Origin of the sequence: Mycobacterium pinniadriaticum (genome assembly GCF_026242045.1) — a bacterium.
GTDB classification, from domain to species: Bacteria; Actinomycetota; Actinomycetes; order Mycobacteriales; family Mycobacteriaceae; genus Mycobacterium; species Mycobacterium pinniadriaticum.
In genome coordinates this window covers 184,464-203,739 of sequence record NZ_JAPJDO010000004.1, presented here as the reverse complement: position 1 = coordinate 203,739, position 19,276 = coordinate 184,464, and the positions used below count along the sequence as shown (strand labels likewise).

Here is a 19,276-nt window from a genome sequence, read left to right as displayed (position 1 = left end):
CAGCACCTGGTCCCCTACCCCTTGAACACGAACTGTGGTTGCAGGCCCCACAGCATGATGGTGGTTGCGAGATCCAGGACCATGATCATCACCAGGCTGGCCCGGATCGCCCGGCCGGATGCCTCGCCGACTCCGACCGGGCCGCCGGATGCGAAGAACCCGTAGTAACAATGAATCAGTGTCACCGCGGTGCAGTAGACCGTCGCCTTCAGCAGCGAGGCCGCGATGTCTGCCGGGGTGAGGAACTCGACGAAGTAATGGTTGTACGTGCCGCCCGGCTGGGTGTAGAAGATGCGGATCACGGTGTCGGAGGTGACGAAGCTGACCACCAACGTCAGCAGGAATCCCGGTACGACGCAGAGTAATCCGCCGATGACACGGGTACCGACGACGAACGGGATAGCCCGGAGTCCCATGGCTTCGGTGGCGTCGATCTCGTCGGCGATCCGCATAGAACCGATTTCGGCGGTCATCCGGCAGCCGGCCTGGGAAGCGAACGCCACGCCGGCGACCAGCGGCGCCATCTCACGGACGTTTCCCCATCCACCGATGACGCCGGCCAACGCTCCCAGACCGATGAGGTTCAGCGTCGCGAAGGCCTCGATGGCGACGATGGCCCCGACTGTGATGCCGAGGATGGCCAAGACACTGATCACACCGCCGTCGACGATGATCGATCCCCGACCCCATGCCAAGTTGTTCATCACCTGAAGCGTTTCGCGCCGGTACCGTCGCACCGTGATCGGCAGCAGCCAGAAAGTTTGCCCGATGAACGTCGCCCACTGCCCGGCTGAGCGGAAGGGTTCGCGCAGGCGCGTCAGTAACCATGGCCGGACGGCCAACAAGGTCGACGGTGTACCAGAACGCTCCTGCGCCACGGCCGCCACTACGCCACCGCCATCGGGAAGAACATCGTTTGCAGTTGCGTAACAGCAAGATTGACGATGACGATGAGGATGACGTTCAGCACCACCGAGGCGTTCACCGCATCGGCAACACCACGCGGACCCCCCTTGGCCTCCATACCGCGTTGTGACGAGATCACCGCGACGATCGCCGCGAACAGAAATCCCTTCCCGAGGGTGAACCACAGGTCCACCAGCTTGGCGAACGACCCGAATGACAGCCAGAAGCTCCCCGGCGCAACTCCGTTGACGACTGTGGCGATGACGAACGCCGCGCCGACACCCATCGCGATGACGATGACGACCAGGATGGGGGTGATGAGAAGCAGCGCGAGAAACCGCGGTACGACAAGCCGCCGCACCGGGTCGACTCCCAACGTGCGCAGCGCATCGAGTTCCTCTCGAATTGCCCTGGCCCCGAAATCGGAGGCGATCGCCGAGGCGGCCGCGCCGCCCATCAACAGCCCGGCCGTCACCGGCGCACCCTGCCGAAGGACTGCCACTCCCGTCGCGGACCCGACGAGTGAATTGGCGCCCACCTCGTTGACCAGGCCGGACAACTGGACGGCGACCATGGCACCGAACGGGATGGCCATCAGCACCGCCGGCAACGCCGTCACTTTCAACAAGCCCCAGGCCTGCACGATCAACTCGCCGAACGGCAGGCGCAACGTCACGGTGTCCGTCACCGCGTAACGCATCACTGACCCTGCGAGCATCACACCGCGTCCGGTTGTCGCGGCACTGCGCGCTGGGATGGCGGCTATCCGCGAGAGCACCTCGACCACGCGGGTCCTCGACGTCGTCAAAGGGTGAGGAGCACCACCGCGGCGGTTCCGGCCGGCGGTTCCTCGGCCCGACGGAGGATCCGCGGGGCCTGCCGTGAGAACGGCCTCGGGCGTTGTCATGTGAGACTCAGTCAGCCACCGTGATGGCACCGATGGGGCAGCGGCGTGCGGCGAGCACCACCTGTGTCCGGAGCGCTTCATCGGGGCTGTCGTCGACCACCCGAACCTGCTCGTCGTCATCGCTGATCTGGAACACGGTCGGCGCGACTTCGACACAGACGGCGTGCCCCTCGCAGCGCTCGTAGTTGACGCTCACATGCATGCGTGCGGAATCCTGTCTCCTAGTGGTTAATTCGCAACAAGATCAGCGACTGCTGGTGAACTTCGCCCGGAGCGACGGGATTGCCGCGGTTTCGGTGCCGCAGAACTCGTACCTCACGGCTTCTGGGTCGACCAGCTCGATGTCGGTCAACCGACGCAGGACCTCCTGCAGCGCGACCCGCAACTCCATGCGGGCCGTGGGCGCCCCCGGGCAGGCATGGATGCCGAATCCGAAAGTGAGGTGCCGATTCTTGCGACCGAACTTGCGGTCGATGTTGAACTCCGCGGGTTCGTCGTAGACCTTGGGATCGCGATTCGCTGCAGCCCAGCACTGCTGCAGATAGCTGTCCTTGGGGATCGTCACTCCACCGAGTTCGACGTCCTTGGTCGCACGAATGTAGAGACCGAAAAATGGGGTGTGCAGCCGCAACGTCTCTTCCACCGCACTCGGGATGAGATCGGGATCTTCGACCAACCGCGCGCGAACGTCAGGACGCGTCAGCACCTCGTGGAGCAGGCTGCTCAGCGCGGCGACGCTGGTGCCGTGTCCGGCGATCAGGAACGAGTTCATGATCTGCCCGATCTCCAGCGGTCCCAGCGGCTTGCCGTCCAGCCGGGCGTTTGCGAGCACGGTGAGAAAGTCGTCGCGGGGTGCCTCCAGTCGCGACATCACCTCGGCCGCGCCGAACATGGCGAAGTCCATGAATGCCTGCGGGCCCTTCTCAGGGTCTTCGAAGTCGTTGAGGATGCGGTGGGTCAACTCACGCACCTTGTCCCGCTTGTCGATGTCGAATCCGATCACCCGGCACAGCGCGAACAGCGGAACCTCTGCGGCGAAATCGCTGACCAGATCGCATTCGCCGTTGCCGGCGAACGAGTCGATGAGCCGATTGATGTCCTCGCGCACACCCTCTTCGACGAGACCAGGGGTGTCGGCGTTGAAGGCCTGCGAGATGATCTCCCGCCACGCGGTGTGCTCCGGCGGATCGAACTCCAACGGCGGGAAACCCGGCCGGTCAACAACCGGCAGTACCACCGTCGGAGAGCACGAGAAGGTCTGCCAGTCGCTGTGGAGCGTCTTCACGATGTCGTAATCGAGCGCCAGATAGAAGCCGCCCATTTCATTGCTGTGGGCCACCGGGCAGCCCGCGGCCCGCGCCTGCTCGAAGAGGTCCAGCGCCTTGTCCGGTGTCGAGGTGTAGCTGCTGTAGCCGGCCAGCTCGGCTTCGAGGTCGGTGTCGAGTTCTTGTGCCATGGGCGTGCCTTCCTTGTGGGGAGCTCTGGTCTGTGTCGGGCGGTACCCGGAAATGACGGGCTATCGCCGGGATCGGCGAACGCCCGCGAACGCCGCCACACCGGACTGAGTGGACGTGCGGACCGCCGCGTTACGACACATCTCCGCTCTCCCTTCCGGCTCCAGTGCGCTGGGTCACATACTAGGCACAGTATTGACTGGGAATCAATGACTTTGAGTCGAACGACTTCAAATCGGCGTACTTCGACTCCTCTGCACCCGTAGTGAGCAGCACAGATAGGGTTCAGGCTGCGCATCCGGGAAGGCCTGCGAATTGCCGCCACCCGCTCCGCGCTCCTTGACGTGAAGTCAACGAACCGGTAGTCATGACATCGTGGCGGTGCCCAAGACCCGGCCGGGGACTGTCGTTCCGCCGTGTCAACGACGGCCATCGGGATTGTGGAGATCGAGATGACGCAACTCCTCCAGCGCGGTAGTGAGCACGCCGCCGAGACCACCGAGCTCACGGTCCGCTCGGTCGAGCACGTCGCAGATGACTGCATCTCGCTGGTGTTCGAGAAGGCCGGTGGCGGCGAACTGCCGTCCTGGTCGCCCGGTGCTCACATCGACCTGGTGCTGGGCCATGACCTCATTCGGCAGTATTCGCTGTGCGGCGACCCGGCGGACGGTTCCTCGTGGCGAGTGGGGGTCCTCCGGGAAAGGGTCAGCCGCGGCGGCTCGAGTTACCTGCACGACCGCGTTCGCGTCGGATCGACGCTGACAGCACGCGGCCCACGGAATCACTTCCCCCTCGAACCGAGCGCTCGTTATCTGTTCATTGCCGGGGGCATCGGGATCACGCCCATCCTGACCATGGTCAGGGCTGCCGAGGCCGCGGGCGCACAGTGGCGTCTGCTCTACGGAGGTCGACGACGATCGTCGATGGCGTTCCTGGGCGACCTCGAGCAGTACGGGAACCGGGTGCTCGTCCGCCCAGAGGAGAGCAACGGCCTCCTGGATCTGGCCGGCTTCCTCTCGGATGCCGAGGAGGCCACCGCCGTATACTGTTGCGGCCCTGAGCCGTTGATCGCCGCAGCCGAGAATGCCTGCGCCGACGCGGGACTACCGCTCCACGTCGAGCGATTCGCGCCCAAGCCGGTCGTCGACGCCAACCCGAACGAGGAGTTCGAGGTCGTGTGCGCGGATTCGGGCATCACCGCGACGGTCCCGGCGGACTCCACGATCCTCGCCGAGGTCCGTAAGATCGGCATCGAGGTGTTGAGTTCCTGCTCGGAAGGCACCTGCGGAACATGCGAGACCGATGTACTGGAGGGCATTCCCGATCATCGCGATTCAGTGCTGACCCCCGAGGAGCGCAAAGCCGGCGAGTCTATGATGATCTGCGTCTCCCGCTGTGTCGGCAAACGCCTTGTCCTGGATCTCTGAACCCCGAATCCTCGGAGGTTCTCGCCGGCCGTGCTGTTTCGGCTCCAAAACGCCTGTGCAGGGCTGACATACACGTCAGCCCTGCACAGGCGCCCCGATCATCGGGACTGGTCAGATCATCTCCGGGTCGACGACACCGGGCTCGACACCGAGCACGTGGCGACCGACCTGCTCGTAGCTGATCTGTGAGTTGAAGATGACGTGCCGCGCCCCGATCGCGAAGTCACGCCAATAGCGTTGCGCGGCAGCGGTCGTGGTGAAGCCCGAGCTTCCGCCCAGATCCATCAGGCGCTCGATTGCGGAATGAAGCAGGGAGATCACCAGGGCGCCCTCACCACGGGCGTCGGTCCGCTCGGCCACCGACTGCACTCGCCCCTCGGACGCAGCGTCGTCGATGCGCGCACAGGAGTTCTCCACCATTCGTCGGGCGGCCAGGATCTGGGTCGCCGCCTCGCCGATCGCGGCGTGATAGGCCGGCGCATCGCTCTTGTGGGCGTAGGTGCTGTAGATGATCGGGCCGCCGCTCTTGGCGGCGACGACCTCGAGCAGACCCTCCGCGCATCCCACCAGAACGCCGAGGGCCTTGGCGCGCAGGATCGGGTAGTTCACCCAGTAATCGCTGGCGACCCGGATCGATTCGGCCACGGTGGCCGGTGGCGCGACCGCGATGTCGGAGAAGGCGGCGAGCATGGTTGACGGAACCAGGACGTTGTCGGCGACCACGGTGTCCGAGCCGGTGCCCTTCATCCCTGCTACGTGCCAGGTGTTTTCGATCTGCACGTCGGACATCGGCATCACCGCGAGCATCGGCGCCATTTCGGGTGAGAGCACCGGGACCATCGTCCAGGCTGCGTGATGGGATCCCGTCGCATAGCTCCAGCGTCCGGTCAGCCGGAATCCGTCGCCGTCGGCGACCAGATGGCCGATTCCGTTCTGTGGCGAGCAGATCAGTGGGATTCCGTCGGCGAAGATCTGCGCCTGGATGCCCGCCGGCAGCTTGGAGGCGAACCACAAGCAGGAGTTGTAAATCGTGTACACCCACGCCGTCGACGGGCAACCCTTGGCAATCTCGGCGGCAACCCGGGCCATCGATTGGCTCGACTGCGCCAGCCCACCGATGCGCTGCGGGCCGGCCATCGAGAAGATGCCGAGCTCGGTGAGCTTATCGACGACCTCCTGGCTGAGTTCGCTTGTCTGCTCGTGTTCGTCGGCCTTGCCCGCCAACAACGATCGGACGGATGTCGCTTTGGCCACGAGGTCGTCGGCCAGCTCTTCGCGAAACCCGAAATCGCCGCCGGCAGCGTTCGCTGCGGTCACGCGGATGTCTTGGTCAATGGACATTGATACAAATACCTTTCTCGGTGACAGAAATCTGTGTTCCACTCACCAGCTCGCGAAAGCCGCTGCAGTGGAAGATGTTCGGCTCCGCATGGCGCGCGCCGGCGGGACGATGACGGGCAACTGCGCCGGAGCGGCTGCGCGCAAAGACATGCGGCAGGGCGGCGCTATCAGCGACGACCGCTCCCATCTCGCCTCCCGACAGGGGATATACCGACAGACCCAGGCCTGACTGCACTGGATGCAGGCGCCCGGCCGACAGGGCCGAGCGGGTGGTGCGCATCACAGCCTAGCGTTCTTTGACTGATTGTCAATGACTTGAAGTCGACGAAAAGAACACGCAGGTCAGCCTCGCGGCGAAGAGGTTTTCGGCGACGCGCGATCCCGCGTCAGTGGGCCTGTTGAGCGCCTTGATGCAGTTGGACGATGGCCCGCTCGACAGCACCCTCGAGCGACGGATCGAGTTCAGCGGCGCCACGCAGTGCCGTGATGGTCTGCTCGAACAGGACATCGGTGAGTGCCGTGACGTCGAACGGCTGACCATTCTGATGCCAGAATGCGGCCACCGCGTCGGCGGCGGCGGCCGCGGCCCGCAACATCATTCGCAGCGCCGGCTTTTGCGGATCCAAGCCCAAAACGAGGCATCCTCGGTCGATCTCGCGCCACCGGAGTTCCTCGAAGAACGCCCACGCCTCGGGGTCCGCTCCCCGACCGCCCAGCACCAGCCGGGTGGCAAGGCCACGATGCCGGGCCAGATAGCCGAACTGGTTGTAGTACCGCTGCCGCATCTGCGCACCCGGCGGCATGGCGGGGTCCACCTGGTGAGCAGCCTCGAATTCGCGGGCGGCCTCCTCCATCGCCGCGAGGTATAGACCCCGCTTGTTCTTGAAGTAGTGGAAGAGCAATCCGTGGGCGACACCGGCCGACGAGGCAATGTCGCCAACCGCGACCTCGTCATAGTGCTGGGCCGAGAACGCCTCGACCGCAACCTCGAGAATCCGTCGCCGGGTCTCCTCGGCCTGGGCTTTCCGAGGCGGTAACTCGGTCTTGGCGTCCACGTTCGACCTCTCTGGTTGACACGCACGGCCAGCAGGAGCGGCCACGACTCATTATGGTCCATCACTGCGCGGATCTCTCGACTTCAAGTCATTGACTAACAATCAATGGAGTCTTACTGTGAGCCTGCGCACGCCCCACACGCCGACGACCTTCGTCGGCCACCCTCCGGACACCCGCGAGGTCGTCGCCGGGCGACGTGCCCGCCAGGACCGGCCGAAGCATTGGAGAACACCATGAAGGTTCGCCCCCGTCTCGCACATTTCGTGCTTCAGACCAGCCAGCTGCCGGTGATGCGCGACTGGTACATGAAAGTTCTTGGCGCGCATGCCGTCTATGAGAACCCCGCCATGTGCTTCCTGACCTTCGACGAAGAACATCACCGGGTCGCACTGTTGGGACTGCCTCCAGGGGTGCTCGCCGAACGCACACCGCTGACCGTCGGCATGGCGCACTCGGCGTTCACGTTCCCGTCGCTGGGTGACCTGATCGAGAAGTACCTGGAGCTCGAGGCGGCGGGTATCGAGCCCAGGGTGCCAGTGCAGCATGGGGTCACCACGTCGATCTACTACCGCGACCCGGACGGCAACATGGTCGAGCTGCAGATCGACAACTTCGCCACCCCGGACGAAGCCACCGAGTACATGCGCGGACCCGAGTATGCCGCCGATCCGATCGGCCCCAGTTTCGATGCTGCCGAACTGGCCAGCGCTTACCAGGCCGGAACGCCGGTATCGGAGCTCACCAGCCGGGCATGGGCCCTGACCACCCCGCAGGTCAGCCCCTTCGAGCTGCTCACCACCTGAAGCCCCGGAAGCGACATCATGCGACTGATCAATCTCAACAACCGGCTCGCCCTCGAAATCGACGGACGGGCAGTGGATGTGGAACGTGCCAGCAAGGGCATGTTCTCAGCTGAATTCCAGGACACCTTCGAGCGATGGGACGACTTCCGGCTGTGGGCCCGCTACGTGGACGGCGTCAACGGAGTCCAGTTCCAGCCCGACGAGCTCGGTGCCCCGGTGGGCATCCCGCGACAGGTCTTTGCGATCGGGCTGAACTACCGCGGGCATGCCGAAGAGACCGGCCTCGACATACCCGACACCCCCATGGTGTTCACCAAGTTCGCGTCCTGCATCACCGGCCCCTACGGCGATATCACCATGCCTCCCGGCGCGGTTGATTGGGAAGCCGAACTAGTCGTGGTCATCGGCCCACGAGCCGAGCGCGTGCCGGTGGCGCAGGGGTGGGACCACGTCGCGGGGTTGACCGTGGGGCAGGACCTGTCCGAACGCAATCTCCAGGTCAAGCCGCCCGCCCCGCAACAATTCAGCCTCGCCAAGTCCTACCCGGGCTTCGCCCCGATGGGACCCGCCCTGGTCACACCCGACGAGTTCGCACACCCCGACGACCTCGAGATCGGGTGTTCGATCGACGACCACCCGGTGCAGCACGCACGCACATCAGACCTCATCTTTCCGATAGCCGAACTGATCTCGTATTTGTCCGGGATCCTGCCGCTGCTGCCCGGTGATCTGATCTTCACCGGCACCCCGGCAGGTGTCGGCTTCGCGCACACACCGCCGCGCTATCTCGAACCGGGTGAAGTGCTCACCACCTACATCGAGGGCATCGGATCCATGCGTCACCGCATGGTGGCCGGGCAGGCACAGCAGTGACTACGAGCACCGCGTCGCCCCGCGAGGGCGAGGTGCTGTGGACGCCATCCGAACAGACCATGCACAGCTGCCGCATGGCCGACTACGCCCACGGGCTGAGCGATCGGAACGGTGTGACGTTCACTGACTACCAACAGCTTTGGCAGTGGTCGACGCACGATCTCGCCGGCTTCTGGCGCTCGGTCTGGGACTACTTCGACGTCCTTGCCGACGGTGACCCGAGCCGAGTGCTGACCGACCGCGCAATGCCAGGGGCGCGATGGTTTCCGGACGTCCGCCTCAACTACGCCGAAAACATGCTGCGGGGAGACGCCGACCAGACGGTGCTTACCGCCCTATCCCAGACCCGCGCGACTTCGACCCTCACCCGCGGCGAATTGCGCGATCAGGTGGCTCGCGCTGCCGCCGGACTGCGTCGACTCGGCGTCGGCCGAGGCGATCGCGTCGCGGCCTACCTGCCCAACATTCCCGAAACACTGGTCGCGATGCTGGCCACCACCAGCATCGGTGCGATCTGGGCGGTGTGCGCACCCGAACTCGGCGTCACCAGCGTGCTCGACCGTCTTGCACAGCTCGAACCCACGGTCCTTATCGCCGTAGACGGATACCGGTACGGCGCAAAAGCCATCGACCGCCACGCGGACGTCGCCACGATCGCGGCTGGGTTGCCGACGTTAACCGCCACCGTTCACGTCCCATACCTCGGATCAGCCACCACCGCGGGCCTCGAGTGGGCCGAATTGCTGTCTGAGCCGGCGGCCCTACGGTACGACCGGGTGCCCTTCGATCATCCGCTGTGGGTGTTGTTCTCGTCGGGAACCACCGGCCTGCCCAAGGCGATCGTCCATTCCCACGGCGGAATCGTGCTGGAACTGCAGAAAGCCCTTGCCCTGCACTCGGATCTGGGTCCCCTCGACACCTACTTCGTGTATTGCACGACAACCTGGGTGATGTGGAACATTCAGGTGTCCGCATTGCTGTTGGGTAGTTCCATCGTCATGTTCGACGGCGATCCGGCATTTCGCGGCCCCGACGAGTTGTGGCGGGTCGTCGCGGACAACAGCGTGACCGTCTTCGGTGCCGGCGCGGCATTCTTGATGGCATGCCGAAAGTCCGGCCTGCGGCCCAAGGAAAGCTTCGACCTCTCGCGGCTGCGCGGCGTGGTATCGACCGGATCACCGCTGCCGGCTGACGGATTCCGCTGGATCTACGATGCGGTGGGTTCGGACATCTATCTCCAGTCCACCAGCGGCGGAACCGATGTGTGCACCTCGTTCGTCGGCGGCACTCCCCTGTTACCGGTACGCGCAGGCGAGATCACCGCGCCCGCACTGGGAGTGGCGGCCCAGGCGCTGGACAGCGAGGGCCAACCCGTTGTCGGTCAAGTCGGGGAGCTCGTCATCTCGGAGCCGATGCCGTCGATGCCGGTGTGCTTCTGGAACGACGCCGACGGCCGCAAGTACCGCGCCGCCTACTTCGAGAAGTACCCCGGTCAGTGGCGCCACGGAGACTGGGTCACCTTCAATTCCCGCGGCGCCTGCGTGATCAGCGGTCGTTCGGACGGCACCCTCAACCGGGGCGGTGTTCGGCTGGGCACCAGTGAATTTTATTCCGCTCTCCAGGATCTCGACGACGTCGAGGACAGTCTGGTGGTCCACCTCGACGATCCGTCCGGGGGCATGGGCAGACTCGTGTTGTTCCTCGTGCTACGCGTGGGTGCCTCACTCGATGAAGGACTGCGATCACGCATCGCAAGCCGACTACGCCAACGTCTTTCGCCGCGTCACGCACCCGATGACGTCGTCGTAGTAGCCGAGATTCCATACAACCTCACCGGCAAGAAGCTGGAGGTGCCGGTCAAGCGCCTGCTTCTCGGCGAGCCCCGCGACACCGTCGTATCCGACGGTGCAGTCCGCAATCCGCGAGCACTGGACATTTTCGAGCAACTGGCCGGCAACTACACCCCGGCCCGATCCTGACCCACGGATTCGAGGAGGAGAACATGTCAGACATCAAGGTTCCGGTACTCATCGTCGGCGGCGGGTCATCGGGAATGATGACCTCGATCATGCTGTCGTGCTATGGAATCGACCATCTCATGATCGAACGCCACGAAGGGACGTCGATCCTGCCGAAGGCGCACTACCTCAACCAGCGTGCCATGGAGTTGTTCCGCCAGTTCGGGCTGGCCGACGACACCTACGCCGTCGGGGCTCCCGTCCCGAAGATGTCGTCGGTGGTGTGGCAGACCACCCTCGGCGGCGACGGACCGCTGCAGGGCAAGCGGTTCGCTACGATGGACTGCTTCGGTGGCGGCGACCTCACGAAGCGTTACGAGCAGGACAGCCCTTGCCCTTCGACGAACCTCCCGCAGTTGAGGCTCGAGCCGATCATGCGCCATCACGCCGAACGGCGCGCACCGGGCAGAGTGCTGTTCAATCACGAACTGACACAGATGAGCCAGACCGGCGAGGCTGTGACAGCCACCGTCGTCGATCGCGTCACTCGCAAGAGTTTCACCGTGACCGCCGACTACCTCGTCGGTGCCGACGGCGGCAAGACCGTCGGGCCGATGATCGGCGCGACGATGGTCGGAGCCCATGATCTCCTCGACATCGTCACCGCCCATCTGAGAGCGGATTTCTCGCGGTGGTGGGAGGACGACGTCCTCATCGCGCACTTCCTCAACCCGGAGGCGGGCTCGTACCCCTCGGGCGGGAACATGGTCCCGATGGGCCCGACCTGGGGAAAGCACTCCGAGGAATGGGCGTTCCACTTCGCTTTCCTGCCCACCGACGACTCGAATCTCGATCAAGCCACTGTGCTGGCCAAGATTCGGGAGCTGTTGGCGGTCGGCGACGTTCCCATCGAGATCATCAACATCAGCCACTGGTCGGTGCAGGGTTCAGTGGCCGACAGGTACAGCGAGGGACGAGTTTTTCTGGTCGGCGATTCCGTGCACCGGCATCCGCCGACGACCGGGCTCGGCATGAACACCTGCGTGCAGGACGCGCAGAATCTCGCGTGGAAGCTCGCCGCTGTCATCAAGGGGAACGCCGATCCCGCGCTGCTGGACAGCTACAGCACCGAACGCCAACCGGTCGGGGTGCGGATCGTCGACTGGGCGCTGTTCACCATGCAGAACCATTTCGTGCTCGACGCCGGGATCGGGCTGCTGCCCATTCCCGTTCCGCCGGAAATGCACCGGGCGGTCTTCGAGGTGTTCTTCTCCGATACCCCGATGGGCGCCACCCGGCGGGCCCGCTTCCAAGAAGTCGTGGCAACACAGCGCACCGAGTTCCAGGCCCACGATCTGGAGATCGGATACTCCTATCCGGCCGGGGCGCTCGTTCCCGACGGATCGTCACCCCCGCCGAGCGACCCGATGGGTTCCATCTACTACCCGACGACACGGCCCGGCCACCGGCTGCCGCACGCCTGGCTGGAGATCGGCGGCAGGCGCATCTCCAGCCATGACCTGACCGGCGACGACGGCAAGTTCGTGCTGATCACCGGGCCGGACGGCCAGCCTTGGGTCGCGGCGGTCGCCGACGCCGCCGAGAAGTTCGGTATCGACATCGCCGTCGCCGTCATCGGTGGGGATCACCGGGACGCTGACGGCCAGTGGGCCCATGTTCGCGAGATCGCAGATGACGGAGCCATTCTCGTCCGGCCTGATAACTACGTGGCCTGGCGCAGCATGTCGATGACCACCGACCCTGTCGACAGTCTGGTCAATGCCGTCGGCACAGTACTCCACCGCTAACGACTGTCAATTCAACCAAGGAGGCATAAGCATGAGCTCGAATGGCAAGGCGGAGTTCGCCGAACCGATCGCTCTGTTCGGCAGCGACCCGCAGGATGTGAAGGACATCGCCGAAATGGAGAAGGCGATCGAGGCGAACTACAACCATCAATTCCTCGACGACCCCGATGCTCCGCTGGAGCACTACATCGAACATCCGGATGTGAGCTTCATCGACATCCTGGCGCCCGGCCACTATTTCGGGGCCGACGTGCGCAACTGGTTCAACTTCATCGGCCCGCAGTTCGTCGGCGAACTCGGCCTGATCAATATGCGGATCTTCGCCAAGGACGGTGTCGGATTCGTCTACATGAACCAGACCTACGAGGGCACCCTGGATGACGGGAAGCACTTCTTCTGGAAGATGCGCCAGACCGACGTCGTGCAGAAAATCGACGGAAAATGGAAGATCCTGCACACCCATCTCTCGTTCGGGGCGGCGCCGCAGGCCAAGCATCCCGACTCGTGGGTGGTCGACTTCGAGATGCCGCCGCGGCCCTTGCCGTGGACGGTGGGTGAGGCACTGGGGCAGTCCTAGCCCCCTATCATGATGCGATGGCCAGGCGGAACACTCCCGTACGCCACGACTCCGATCCGGCGGCCGACGGCGCCGCCGAATCGAAGTCGGCGCTGACACGGGCGCGGATACGCGATGCTGCGGCGCACCTGCTCTCCACGAACGGGTACGCCGGTCTTCGCCTCACCGACGTCGCCGCGCGCGCCGAGTTACAGGCGCCGGCGATCTACTACTACTACGCATCCCGCGACGAGCTCATCGAAGAGGTGATGTGGGCGGGCATTGCCGACATGCGCGAGCACGTGCTGACGGCCCTGAGTACGCTGCCGGACGGGACACCGCCGCTGGATCGTCTTCTCGCCGCGGCCGAAGCCCATCTGCGCCACGAACTGGAGATCTCCGACTACACGACGGCCGCGATCCGCAACGCAGGCCAGGTCCCGCTGGCCATTCGCAAGCGCCAGATCCGCGAGGAGGAACGTTATGGCGAGGTGTGGCGTGGCCTGCTCAACGACCTGTCACGAGAAGGCGACCTACGGCGCGAATTCGATCCGTACCTGGCTCAGATGTTGGTCCTCGGCGCACTGAATTGGGCCGTGGAGTGGTGGGACCCGCGCCGGGGCTCGATCGAGGCCGTGGTCGCCAACGCCCAATGCCTTATCCGGCACGGTCTTTCCACTGTCGTCGACCCGGACCAATATCATTGAACGATGGCTAGAAAATCTGCGGCGAGCGCTTCGCCCGACTCCGAGGGCGAGTCGAAGTCTCAACGCACGCGCCAACGCATTCTCGACGCAGCGGCACATGTGCTGAGCGTGAAGGGTTTCGCCGGGACGCGGCTGTCGGACGTCGCGGAGTATGCCCAGCTGCAAGCACCCGCGATCTACTATTACTTCCCTTCCCGCGAAGACCTCATCGAAGAGGTGATGTTCTGCGGCATCAGCGACATGCGTCAGCACCTCCAGGACACCCTCGACGCCCTGCCGGAGGGCACCCCACCGCTGGACCGCATCATGACGGCGGTGGAGGCTCATCTACGCCACGAGCTGGAGCTTTCCGACTATGCGACGGCCTCGATCCGGAATTCCGGCCAGATTCCCGAGCATCTTCGCACCCGCGAGCGCAAGGAGAGCGCCGCCTACAGCCGCATCTGGCAGCACCTGTTCGACGACGCCACCGCAGACGGTGAGATGCGCGCCGACCTCGACGCACGGTTCGTCCAAGGTCTGGTGCTGGGCGCACTGAACTGGGCCGCAGAATGGTGGGATCCGCGGCGCGGGTCGCTCGAGAGTTTGGTCGCCAACGCCCAGGACCTGGTACGCAGTGGGATCAGCCCCACCACCGGCCCAGCCACGAGGCGCAGGCGCTCGCCCCGCGCCGAGGAGTGAACCGTCGTTCGGGTGTGGGCTCAATTCCGTCATTTTTGATTCTATGTTAAATTAATCGGGTGACCGAGGCATACATCATCGACGCTGTCCGCACCCCCGTTGGTAGACGCAAGGGCGGTCTGGCAGGTGTCCATCCGGCCGACATGGCCGCTCATGTGATCGAAACGATCGTGGGGCGCCACGACATCGATCCGGCGGCGATCGACGATGTCATCCTCGGCTGCCTGGACAACATCGGGTCTCAGGCCGGCGACATCGCCCGCACCGCGGCGTTGGCCGCTGGGCTGCCCGAATCGGTTCCCGGCGTGACAATCGACCGGCAATGCGGATCCGCGCAGCAGGCAGTACATTTCGCAGCTCAAGGGGTCATGAGTGGAACCGCCGACCTGATCGTCGCGGGCGGTGTGCAGAAGATGAGCCAGTTCCCCATTCTCAGCGCCTTCGGTGCCGGCGAGCCATTCGGATCCGTCGATCCGTGGACGGGCTGCCAGGGCTGGCTGGACCGCTACGGCGACCAGGAGATCTCCCAGTTCCGTGGCGCGGAGATGATCGCAGAGCACTGGAAGCTCTCCCGTGAAGATAACGAGCGTTTCGCGTTCGCCAGCCACCAGCGCGCCCTCACCGCGATTGCCGAGGGCCGCTTCGAAAGGGAGATCACCCCCTATGCCGGTATCAGCGTCGACGAGGGGCCCCGGGCCGACACATCGCTGGAGAAGATGGCCGGGTTGCCGACCCTGGTCGAGGGTGGCGTGCTGACGGCCGCTGTAGCCAGTCAGATCTCCGATGGGGCGGCGGCGCTGCTGATCGCATCTCAGGCGGCCGTCGACCGCTTCGATCTCACCCCCCGCGCCCGGATCCACCACATGTCGGTGCGGGGCGCGGACCCGGTGATGATGCTCACCGCACCGATCCCGGCGACACAGCACGCCCTCAAGCGGACCGGGATGTCCATCGCCGACATCGACGCAGTCGAGATCAACGAGGCGTTCGCGCCGGTCGTGCTGGCCTGGCTGGCCGAGATCGAGGCTGACCCCGCGACCGTCAACCCGAACGGCGGGGCCATCGCGCTGGGTCACCCCATCGGCTGCACCGGGGCGCGGTTGATGACGTCCCTGCTGCACGAGCTGGAGCGCACCGGCGGCCGGTACGGCCTGCAGACGATGTGCGAGGGCGGCGGACAGGCCAACGTCACCATCATCGAACGGCTCTGAGATGCAGCGTTCGCTGTATGGGCCCGATCATGAGGCCTACCGGGAGACGGTGCGGGAGTTCCTCGCCCGCGAAGTCGTTCCGCATCACGATGAGTGGGACGAAAACCGCTGGATCGACCGTTCGGTTTTCGCCCGAGCGGCGAAGGCCGGCATCTATGCCCTTCAGATCGGCGAGCAATACGGCGGAGCCGGCGAGCCCGACTACCGCTACCGCATGGTGGTATGCGAAGAGGTCGCCCGGGTCAACGCCCTGTCCTTCGGGGTGACGGTCAGCCTGCAGGACGATCTCGTACTGCATTACCTGCTCGACCTCACCAACGACGAGCAGAAGCAGCGGTGGTTGCCCGGGTTCGTCGCCGGGGAGATCATCGGCGCGCTCGCGATGACCGAGCCCGGCGCGGGCAGCGACCTACGCGGCATCCGCACCACCGCCCGACGCGTCGGGGACCAGTGGATCCTCAACGGTCAGAAGACGTTCATCTCGAGCGGCATCATGGCCGACGTCGTCGTGGTGGCCGCCCGAACCGATAATACCGGTGGCTCAGGTGATTTCAGTCTCTTCGGCGTCGAACGGGACACTCCCGGCTTCGAACGCGGCCGCAAGCTCGACAAGATCGGGTTGCCCGGTCAGGATACGTCGGAACTGTTCTTCCACGACGCGCAGGTCCCAGCCGCCAACCTGCTGGGCGAGCCGGGCCGCGGCCTGCAGTACCTGATGAGTCACCTGCCCCGCGAGCGCCTCGGGGTGACCGCCGAGGCGATCGCCACGACACGCGCCATCTTCGAGCTGACCGTGGACTATTGCCAAACCCGACAGGCGTTCGGCGGGCCGCTGACCGACAAGCAGCATGTGCGCTTCGAACTGGCGGAGATGAGCACGGAAATCGACATCGCCCAGGCCTATGTCGATTCCTCGGTGCTGGCGTACAACGCCGGCGAATTGACACCGGTCGATGCCGCCAAGGGCAAGTGGTATGTCAGCGAGTTGCAGAAGCGGGTGATCGACCGCTGCCTGCAGTTGCACGGCGGATACGGCTACATGACCGAATATCCGGTCGCACGTGCGTATCTGGATACCCGCATCAAGACGATCTACGGCGGGACCACCGAGATCATGAAGGAGATCATCGGCCGCGAGATCGCAGGGTCTTCGCGGGCACGTGACATCAACAGTCGCGTGTGATCCTCGCTCCCGCCAGCCTGTCGCTATCGACACGCTTTCTCGACGTTCTGCACGACAGCTACAGGTTCGGCGAAGCCTGAGTAAGGACTTTCACCGCATTCCGCATCGCGACGAACATGATGAAGAACCAGGCGACGAAGACCGCCACCGGGATCCAGAACGCCAGCACGCCGTTCCACGCCATCGGCCCGGTCTTGAAGAACGGAATGGCGCACGCGGGTATGAGGAGCAGACCCACCCACAGGTTGGCGTAGCCGACCCAACGGCTGAACAGCGGTCTATCGGAGCTGTCCTGCAAGACCGCCAAACCGATGGCGAGGTATTGGAAGGTGAACGGGGCGACCGGCGAGAACGTCATGATGAAGCCGAGGTCGTGCAATGGCTGAAGGACCTGCGGCGGCAGGTCGGGACGATAGGCGACCGCAGCCAAGACCAGGAAATTCAGTGAGAAGAACACCGTTCCGAAGATCCCGAGAGCGGTCTGGGTCGCCGCCAGCACGGCATGTTCGGACTGGCTGCGACGCAACAGGATCCCGACCGCGACGGTAAAGGGGACGTACAGGCTGCCGCCCCAGATACACAGCACCATGCCAGCGCGTTTGAGGTTGGTGTGATCCGACCACAAATCGGTGAGAGCACTACCGGTGAGCGTCGGCGACGGTGGGGGCAGGAATCCGGCGAACACCATCCAGCCGAGCAGAACAAAGAGAATGCCGATCGGCCCAGTCCAGACCAGCAACATGAGGTTGCGATTGTGGGTCATCACCGGCCCCGCGCCACCGCAACCAATTCTTCTGCGTCGGAATACTTCACCCGGGGGCGGGAGCCGTTCGTGGCGCGACCCCGTTCGGCGGCGTCGATCGCTTGCCAGCCTTGCCAGTCCACGACGGTGACGTCCCTGGATGCCAGTAGGGCGTCCACGTCGCTGTTCCTGCCGACGTGGCGGTTGAGCCTGCCGGCCATGAAATCGTCGAAGACCGCATTGACCGTTTCGTGCGCGCATCCGCGGTTGGTGCCGATGACGCCGCGTGGACCACGCTTGATCCAGCCGGTGACGTAGACACCGGGCATGACCTGCCCGTCGTAGACCACCCGGCCGCCGTCGTTGGGCACCACCCCGCGGGACGCGTCGAACGGAAGGTCCGCGATCGGCGTGCCGCGATACCCGATCGACCGCAACACCAGGGTGGTGCCGATGATGTGCTCCCCCACCCCCGCCGGCGCGGAGGAGTCTCGTACTAGCAGCCCTTCCACCCGCCCGGAGCCGACGACTTCGACAGGGGTGGTGGAGAACCGGAAGACGAGGCGCTTGTTCCCGGGCGTGGCCGGCCTGTCGCGGTACTCGGTGGCGATGTCGTACTTGAGTGCAGCCTCGAAGTCGTCCGGGCGCTCGCCCAGGTGGCCTTCGATGACGATGTCGATGCCCTCGAGTTCACCCAACGCCAGGAATTCACCGACCGAGAACGCCGCATCTGCGGCCCCGCGCCGGGCCAGGATCACGACTTCCTCGATCGACCCGGCCGCCAGCTGGCGCAACGCATGATCGGCGATGTCGGTGTTCGCGAGCGCATCCGGAGCCATCAGAAAAACGCGAGCCACATCGAGTGCGACGTTGCCGTTGCCGATGATCACGACACGGGGCGTATCGAGGTCCAGGTCGTCATCGGCATGATCGGGATGGCCGTTGTACCAGGCCACCACGTCGGCCGCGGCGTGGTGGCCGGGCAGCTGCTCGCCGGGGATCCCAAGACCGCTACTGGCCGTGGCGCCGACGGCATAGATCACCGCGTGGTGGTTCGCCATCAGCTCGTCGTGACTGATGTCCCGACCGACCGCGACGTTGAAGTAGCAGCCGGCACCGGGCCCGCCCAGTGCCGATTCGAATACGCCGACGACTTCTTTGGTGCGTTGATGATCCGGTGCCACGCCGAACCGGATCAGCCCGAACGGGGTGGGAAGCCGCTCGAACACGTTGACCTCCAGCCCGTCGTTCTTCAACAGTTCGGTGGCGGCGTAGCAGGCCGCTGGACCGGATCCGACGACCGCGACCCGTAGCGCACCCGAGGCGACGGACGGCCGCTCCGGAACCGGCGTCGCGGCGCGTGTCCGCAGCGGCCGCCGGGCGAAGAAGTCGGCATTGATATCGCGGAACTTCTTCTGCCCGTCGGGCAGGTCGTCCTCGTAGTAGATGGCACCGACCGGACAGACCTGTAGGCAGGCACCACAATCCACGCACGCGTCGGGATCGATGTAGAGCATCTGATTGCCCACACCGGAGGAGTCCGGGATGGGGCGAATGCAGTCGACGGGACACGCCGGCACGCAACTGGCGTCGGTGCAGCAGTTCTGGGTGATCACGAAGGCCAAGACATGCTCCTGATTGGTGGTGCGCGGTCGGCGCGTCG

At 64.9% G+C, this 19,276-nt stretch carries 19 protein-coding genes; 10 read left to right on the top strand and 9 right to left on the bottom strand.

Going from position 1 to position 19,276, the window contains the following annotated elements; all coding sequences use genetic code 11:
* Positions 1-14: 14 nt before the first annotated feature.
* The 4 genes from ORI27_RS06980 to ORI27_RS06965 all read right to left on the bottom strand — a co-directional run bounded on the left by ORI27_RS06980 (position 15) and on the right by ORI27_RS06965 (position 3,269).
* Entirely contained in the window at positions 15-821 is an 807-nt protein-coding gene (locus ORI27_RS06980) for an MlaE family ABC transporter permease (protein WP_265996050.1), read from the bottom strand.
* 65 nt (positions 822-886) lie between these two features.
* On the bottom strand, positions 887-1,813 hold the full coding sequence (locus ORI27_RS06975) for an MlaE family ABC transporter permease (protein ID WP_265995815.1): 927 nt from the start codon (positions 1,811-1,813) through the stop codon (positions 887-889).
* A 7-nt stretch (positions 1,814-1,820) separates the two neighbouring features.
* On the bottom strand, positions 1,821-2,015 hold the full coding sequence (locus ORI27_RS06970) for a ferredoxin (RefSeq protein WP_265995817.1): 195 nt from the start codon (positions 2,013-2,015) through the stop codon (positions 1,821-1,823).
* A 42-nt stretch (positions 2,016-2,057) separates the two neighbouring features.
* A complete protein-coding gene (locus ORI27_RS06965; RefSeq protein ID WP_265995819.1) occupies positions 2,058-3,269 on the bottom strand; it encodes a cytochrome P450 in 1,212 nt (403 codons plus the stop codon).
* Between the two features lie 450 nt (positions 3,270-3,719).
* Between ORI27_RS06965 and ORI27_RS06960 the strand changes: the two genes are divergently transcribed.
* Positions 3,720-4,694 carry a PDR/VanB family oxidoreductase gene (locus tag ORI27_RS06960; protein ID WP_265995821.1) on the top strand — a complete coding sequence of 325 codons (975 nt, stop codon included), beginning with the start codon at positions 3,720-3,722 and terminating at the stop codon, positions 4,692-4,694.
* A gap of 111 nt (positions 4,695-4,805) precedes the next feature.
* On the opposite strand, the gene ORI27_RS06955 is transcribed toward ORI27_RS06960, so the two are convergent.
* The 3 genes from ORI27_RS06955 to ORI27_RS06945 all read right to left on the bottom strand — a co-directional run bounded on the left by ORI27_RS06955 (position 4,806) and on the right by ORI27_RS06945 (position 7,090).
* Positions 4,806-6,035, bottom strand: coding sequence for an acyl-CoA dehydrogenase family protein (locus ORI27_RS06955; protein ID WP_265995823.1), 1,230 nt, complete (start codon positions 6,033-6,035; stop codon positions 4,806-4,808).
* Positions 6,025-6,315 carry a hypothetical protein gene (locus ORI27_RS06950; protein WP_265995827.1) on the bottom strand — a complete coding sequence of 97 codons (291 nt, stop codon included), beginning with the start codon at positions 6,313-6,315 and terminating at the stop codon, positions 6,025-6,027. The genes ORI27_RS06955 and ORI27_RS06950 overlap by 11 nt, the downstream gene beginning before the upstream one ends.
* A 106-nt stretch (positions 6,316-6,421) precedes the next feature.
* Positions 6,422-7,090 carry a TetR/AcrR family transcriptional regulator gene (locus ORI27_RS06945; RefSeq protein WP_265995829.1) on the bottom strand — a complete coding sequence of 223 codons (669 nt, stop codon included), beginning with the start codon at positions 7,088-7,090 and terminating at the stop codon, positions 6,422-6,424.
* A 234-nt stretch (positions 7,091-7,324) separates the two neighbouring features.
* Between ORI27_RS06945 and ORI27_RS06940 the strand changes: the two genes are divergently transcribed.
* The 9 genes from ORI27_RS06940 (at position 7,325) to ORI27_RS06900 (ending at position 16,871) form a co-directional block, all read left to right on the top strand.
* Entirely contained in the window at positions 7,325-7,894 is a 570-nt protein-coding gene (locus ORI27_RS06940; RefSeq protein WP_265995831.1) for a VOC family protein, read from the top strand.
* Positions 7,895-7,912: 18 nt separating this feature from the next.
* Positions 7,913-8,767 carry a fumarylacetoacetate hydrolase family protein gene (locus tag ORI27_RS06935; RefSeq protein WP_265995833.1) on the top strand — a complete coding sequence of 285 codons (855 nt, stop codon included), beginning with the start codon at positions 7,913-7,915 and terminating at the stop codon, positions 8,765-8,767.
* Positions 8,764-10,746 carry an acetoacetate--CoA ligase gene (locus ORI27_RS06930; RefSeq protein WP_265995834.1) on the top strand — a complete coding sequence of 661 codons (1,983 nt, stop codon included), beginning with the start codon at positions 8,764-8,766 and terminating at the stop codon, positions 10,744-10,746. Before ORI27_RS06935 ends, ORI27_RS06930 begins: the two co-directional genes overlap by 4 nt.
* Positions 10,747-10,769: 23 nt before the next feature.
* Positions 10,770-12,533, top strand: a complete 1,764-nt coding sequence (locus ORI27_RS06925; protein WP_265995835.1) for an FAD-dependent monooxygenase — start codon at positions 10,770-10,772, stop codon at positions 12,531-12,533.
* Positions 12,534-12,564: 31 nt separating this feature from the next.
* Positions 12,565-13,110, top strand: a complete 546-nt coding sequence (locus ORI27_RS06920) for a YybH family protein (protein WP_265995837.1) — start codon at positions 12,565-12,567, stop codon at positions 13,108-13,110.
* A 17-nt stretch (positions 13,111-13,127) separates the two neighbouring features.
* Positions 13,128-13,796 carry a TetR/AcrR family transcriptional regulator gene (locus tag ORI27_RS06915; RefSeq protein WP_265995839.1) on the top strand — a complete coding sequence of 223 codons (669 nt, stop codon included), beginning with the start codon at positions 13,128-13,130 and terminating at the stop codon, positions 13,794-13,796.
* Positions 13,797-13,895: 99 nt separating this feature from the next.
* On the top strand, positions 13,896-14,477 hold the full coding sequence (locus tag ORI27_RS06910; protein WP_407666242.1) for a TetR/AcrR family transcriptional regulator: 582 nt from the start codon (positions 13,896-13,898) through the stop codon (positions 14,475-14,477).
* Between the two features lie 59 nt (positions 14,478-14,536).
* Positions 14,537-15,688: an acetyl-CoA C-acetyltransferase gene (locus ORI27_RS06905; RefSeq protein WP_265995841.1), complete on the top strand. Its 1,152-nt coding sequence runs from the start codon at positions 14,537-14,539 to the stop codon at positions 15,686-15,688.
* 1 nt (position 15,689) lies between these two features.
* Positions 15,690-16,871, top strand: coding sequence for an acyl-CoA dehydrogenase family protein (locus ORI27_RS06900; RefSeq protein ID WP_265995842.1), 1,182 nt, complete (start codon positions 15,690-15,692; stop codon positions 16,869-16,871).
* A 58-nt stretch (positions 16,872-16,929) separates the two neighbouring features.
* Here ORI27_RS06900 and ORI27_RS06895 read toward each other — a convergent pair whose 3' ends face one another.
* A complete protein-coding gene (locus tag ORI27_RS06895; protein WP_265995843.1) occupies positions 16,930-17,634 on the bottom strand; it encodes a hypothetical protein in 705 nt (234 codons plus the stop codon).
* Positions 17,634-19,238, bottom strand: a complete 1,605-nt coding sequence (locus tag ORI27_RS06890; protein ID WP_265995844.1) for an FAD-dependent oxidoreductase — start codon at positions 19,236-19,238, stop codon at positions 17,634-17,636. The genes ORI27_RS06895 and ORI27_RS06890 overlap by 1 nt, the downstream gene beginning before the upstream one ends.
* Positions 19,239-19,276: the final 38 nt, after the last annotated feature.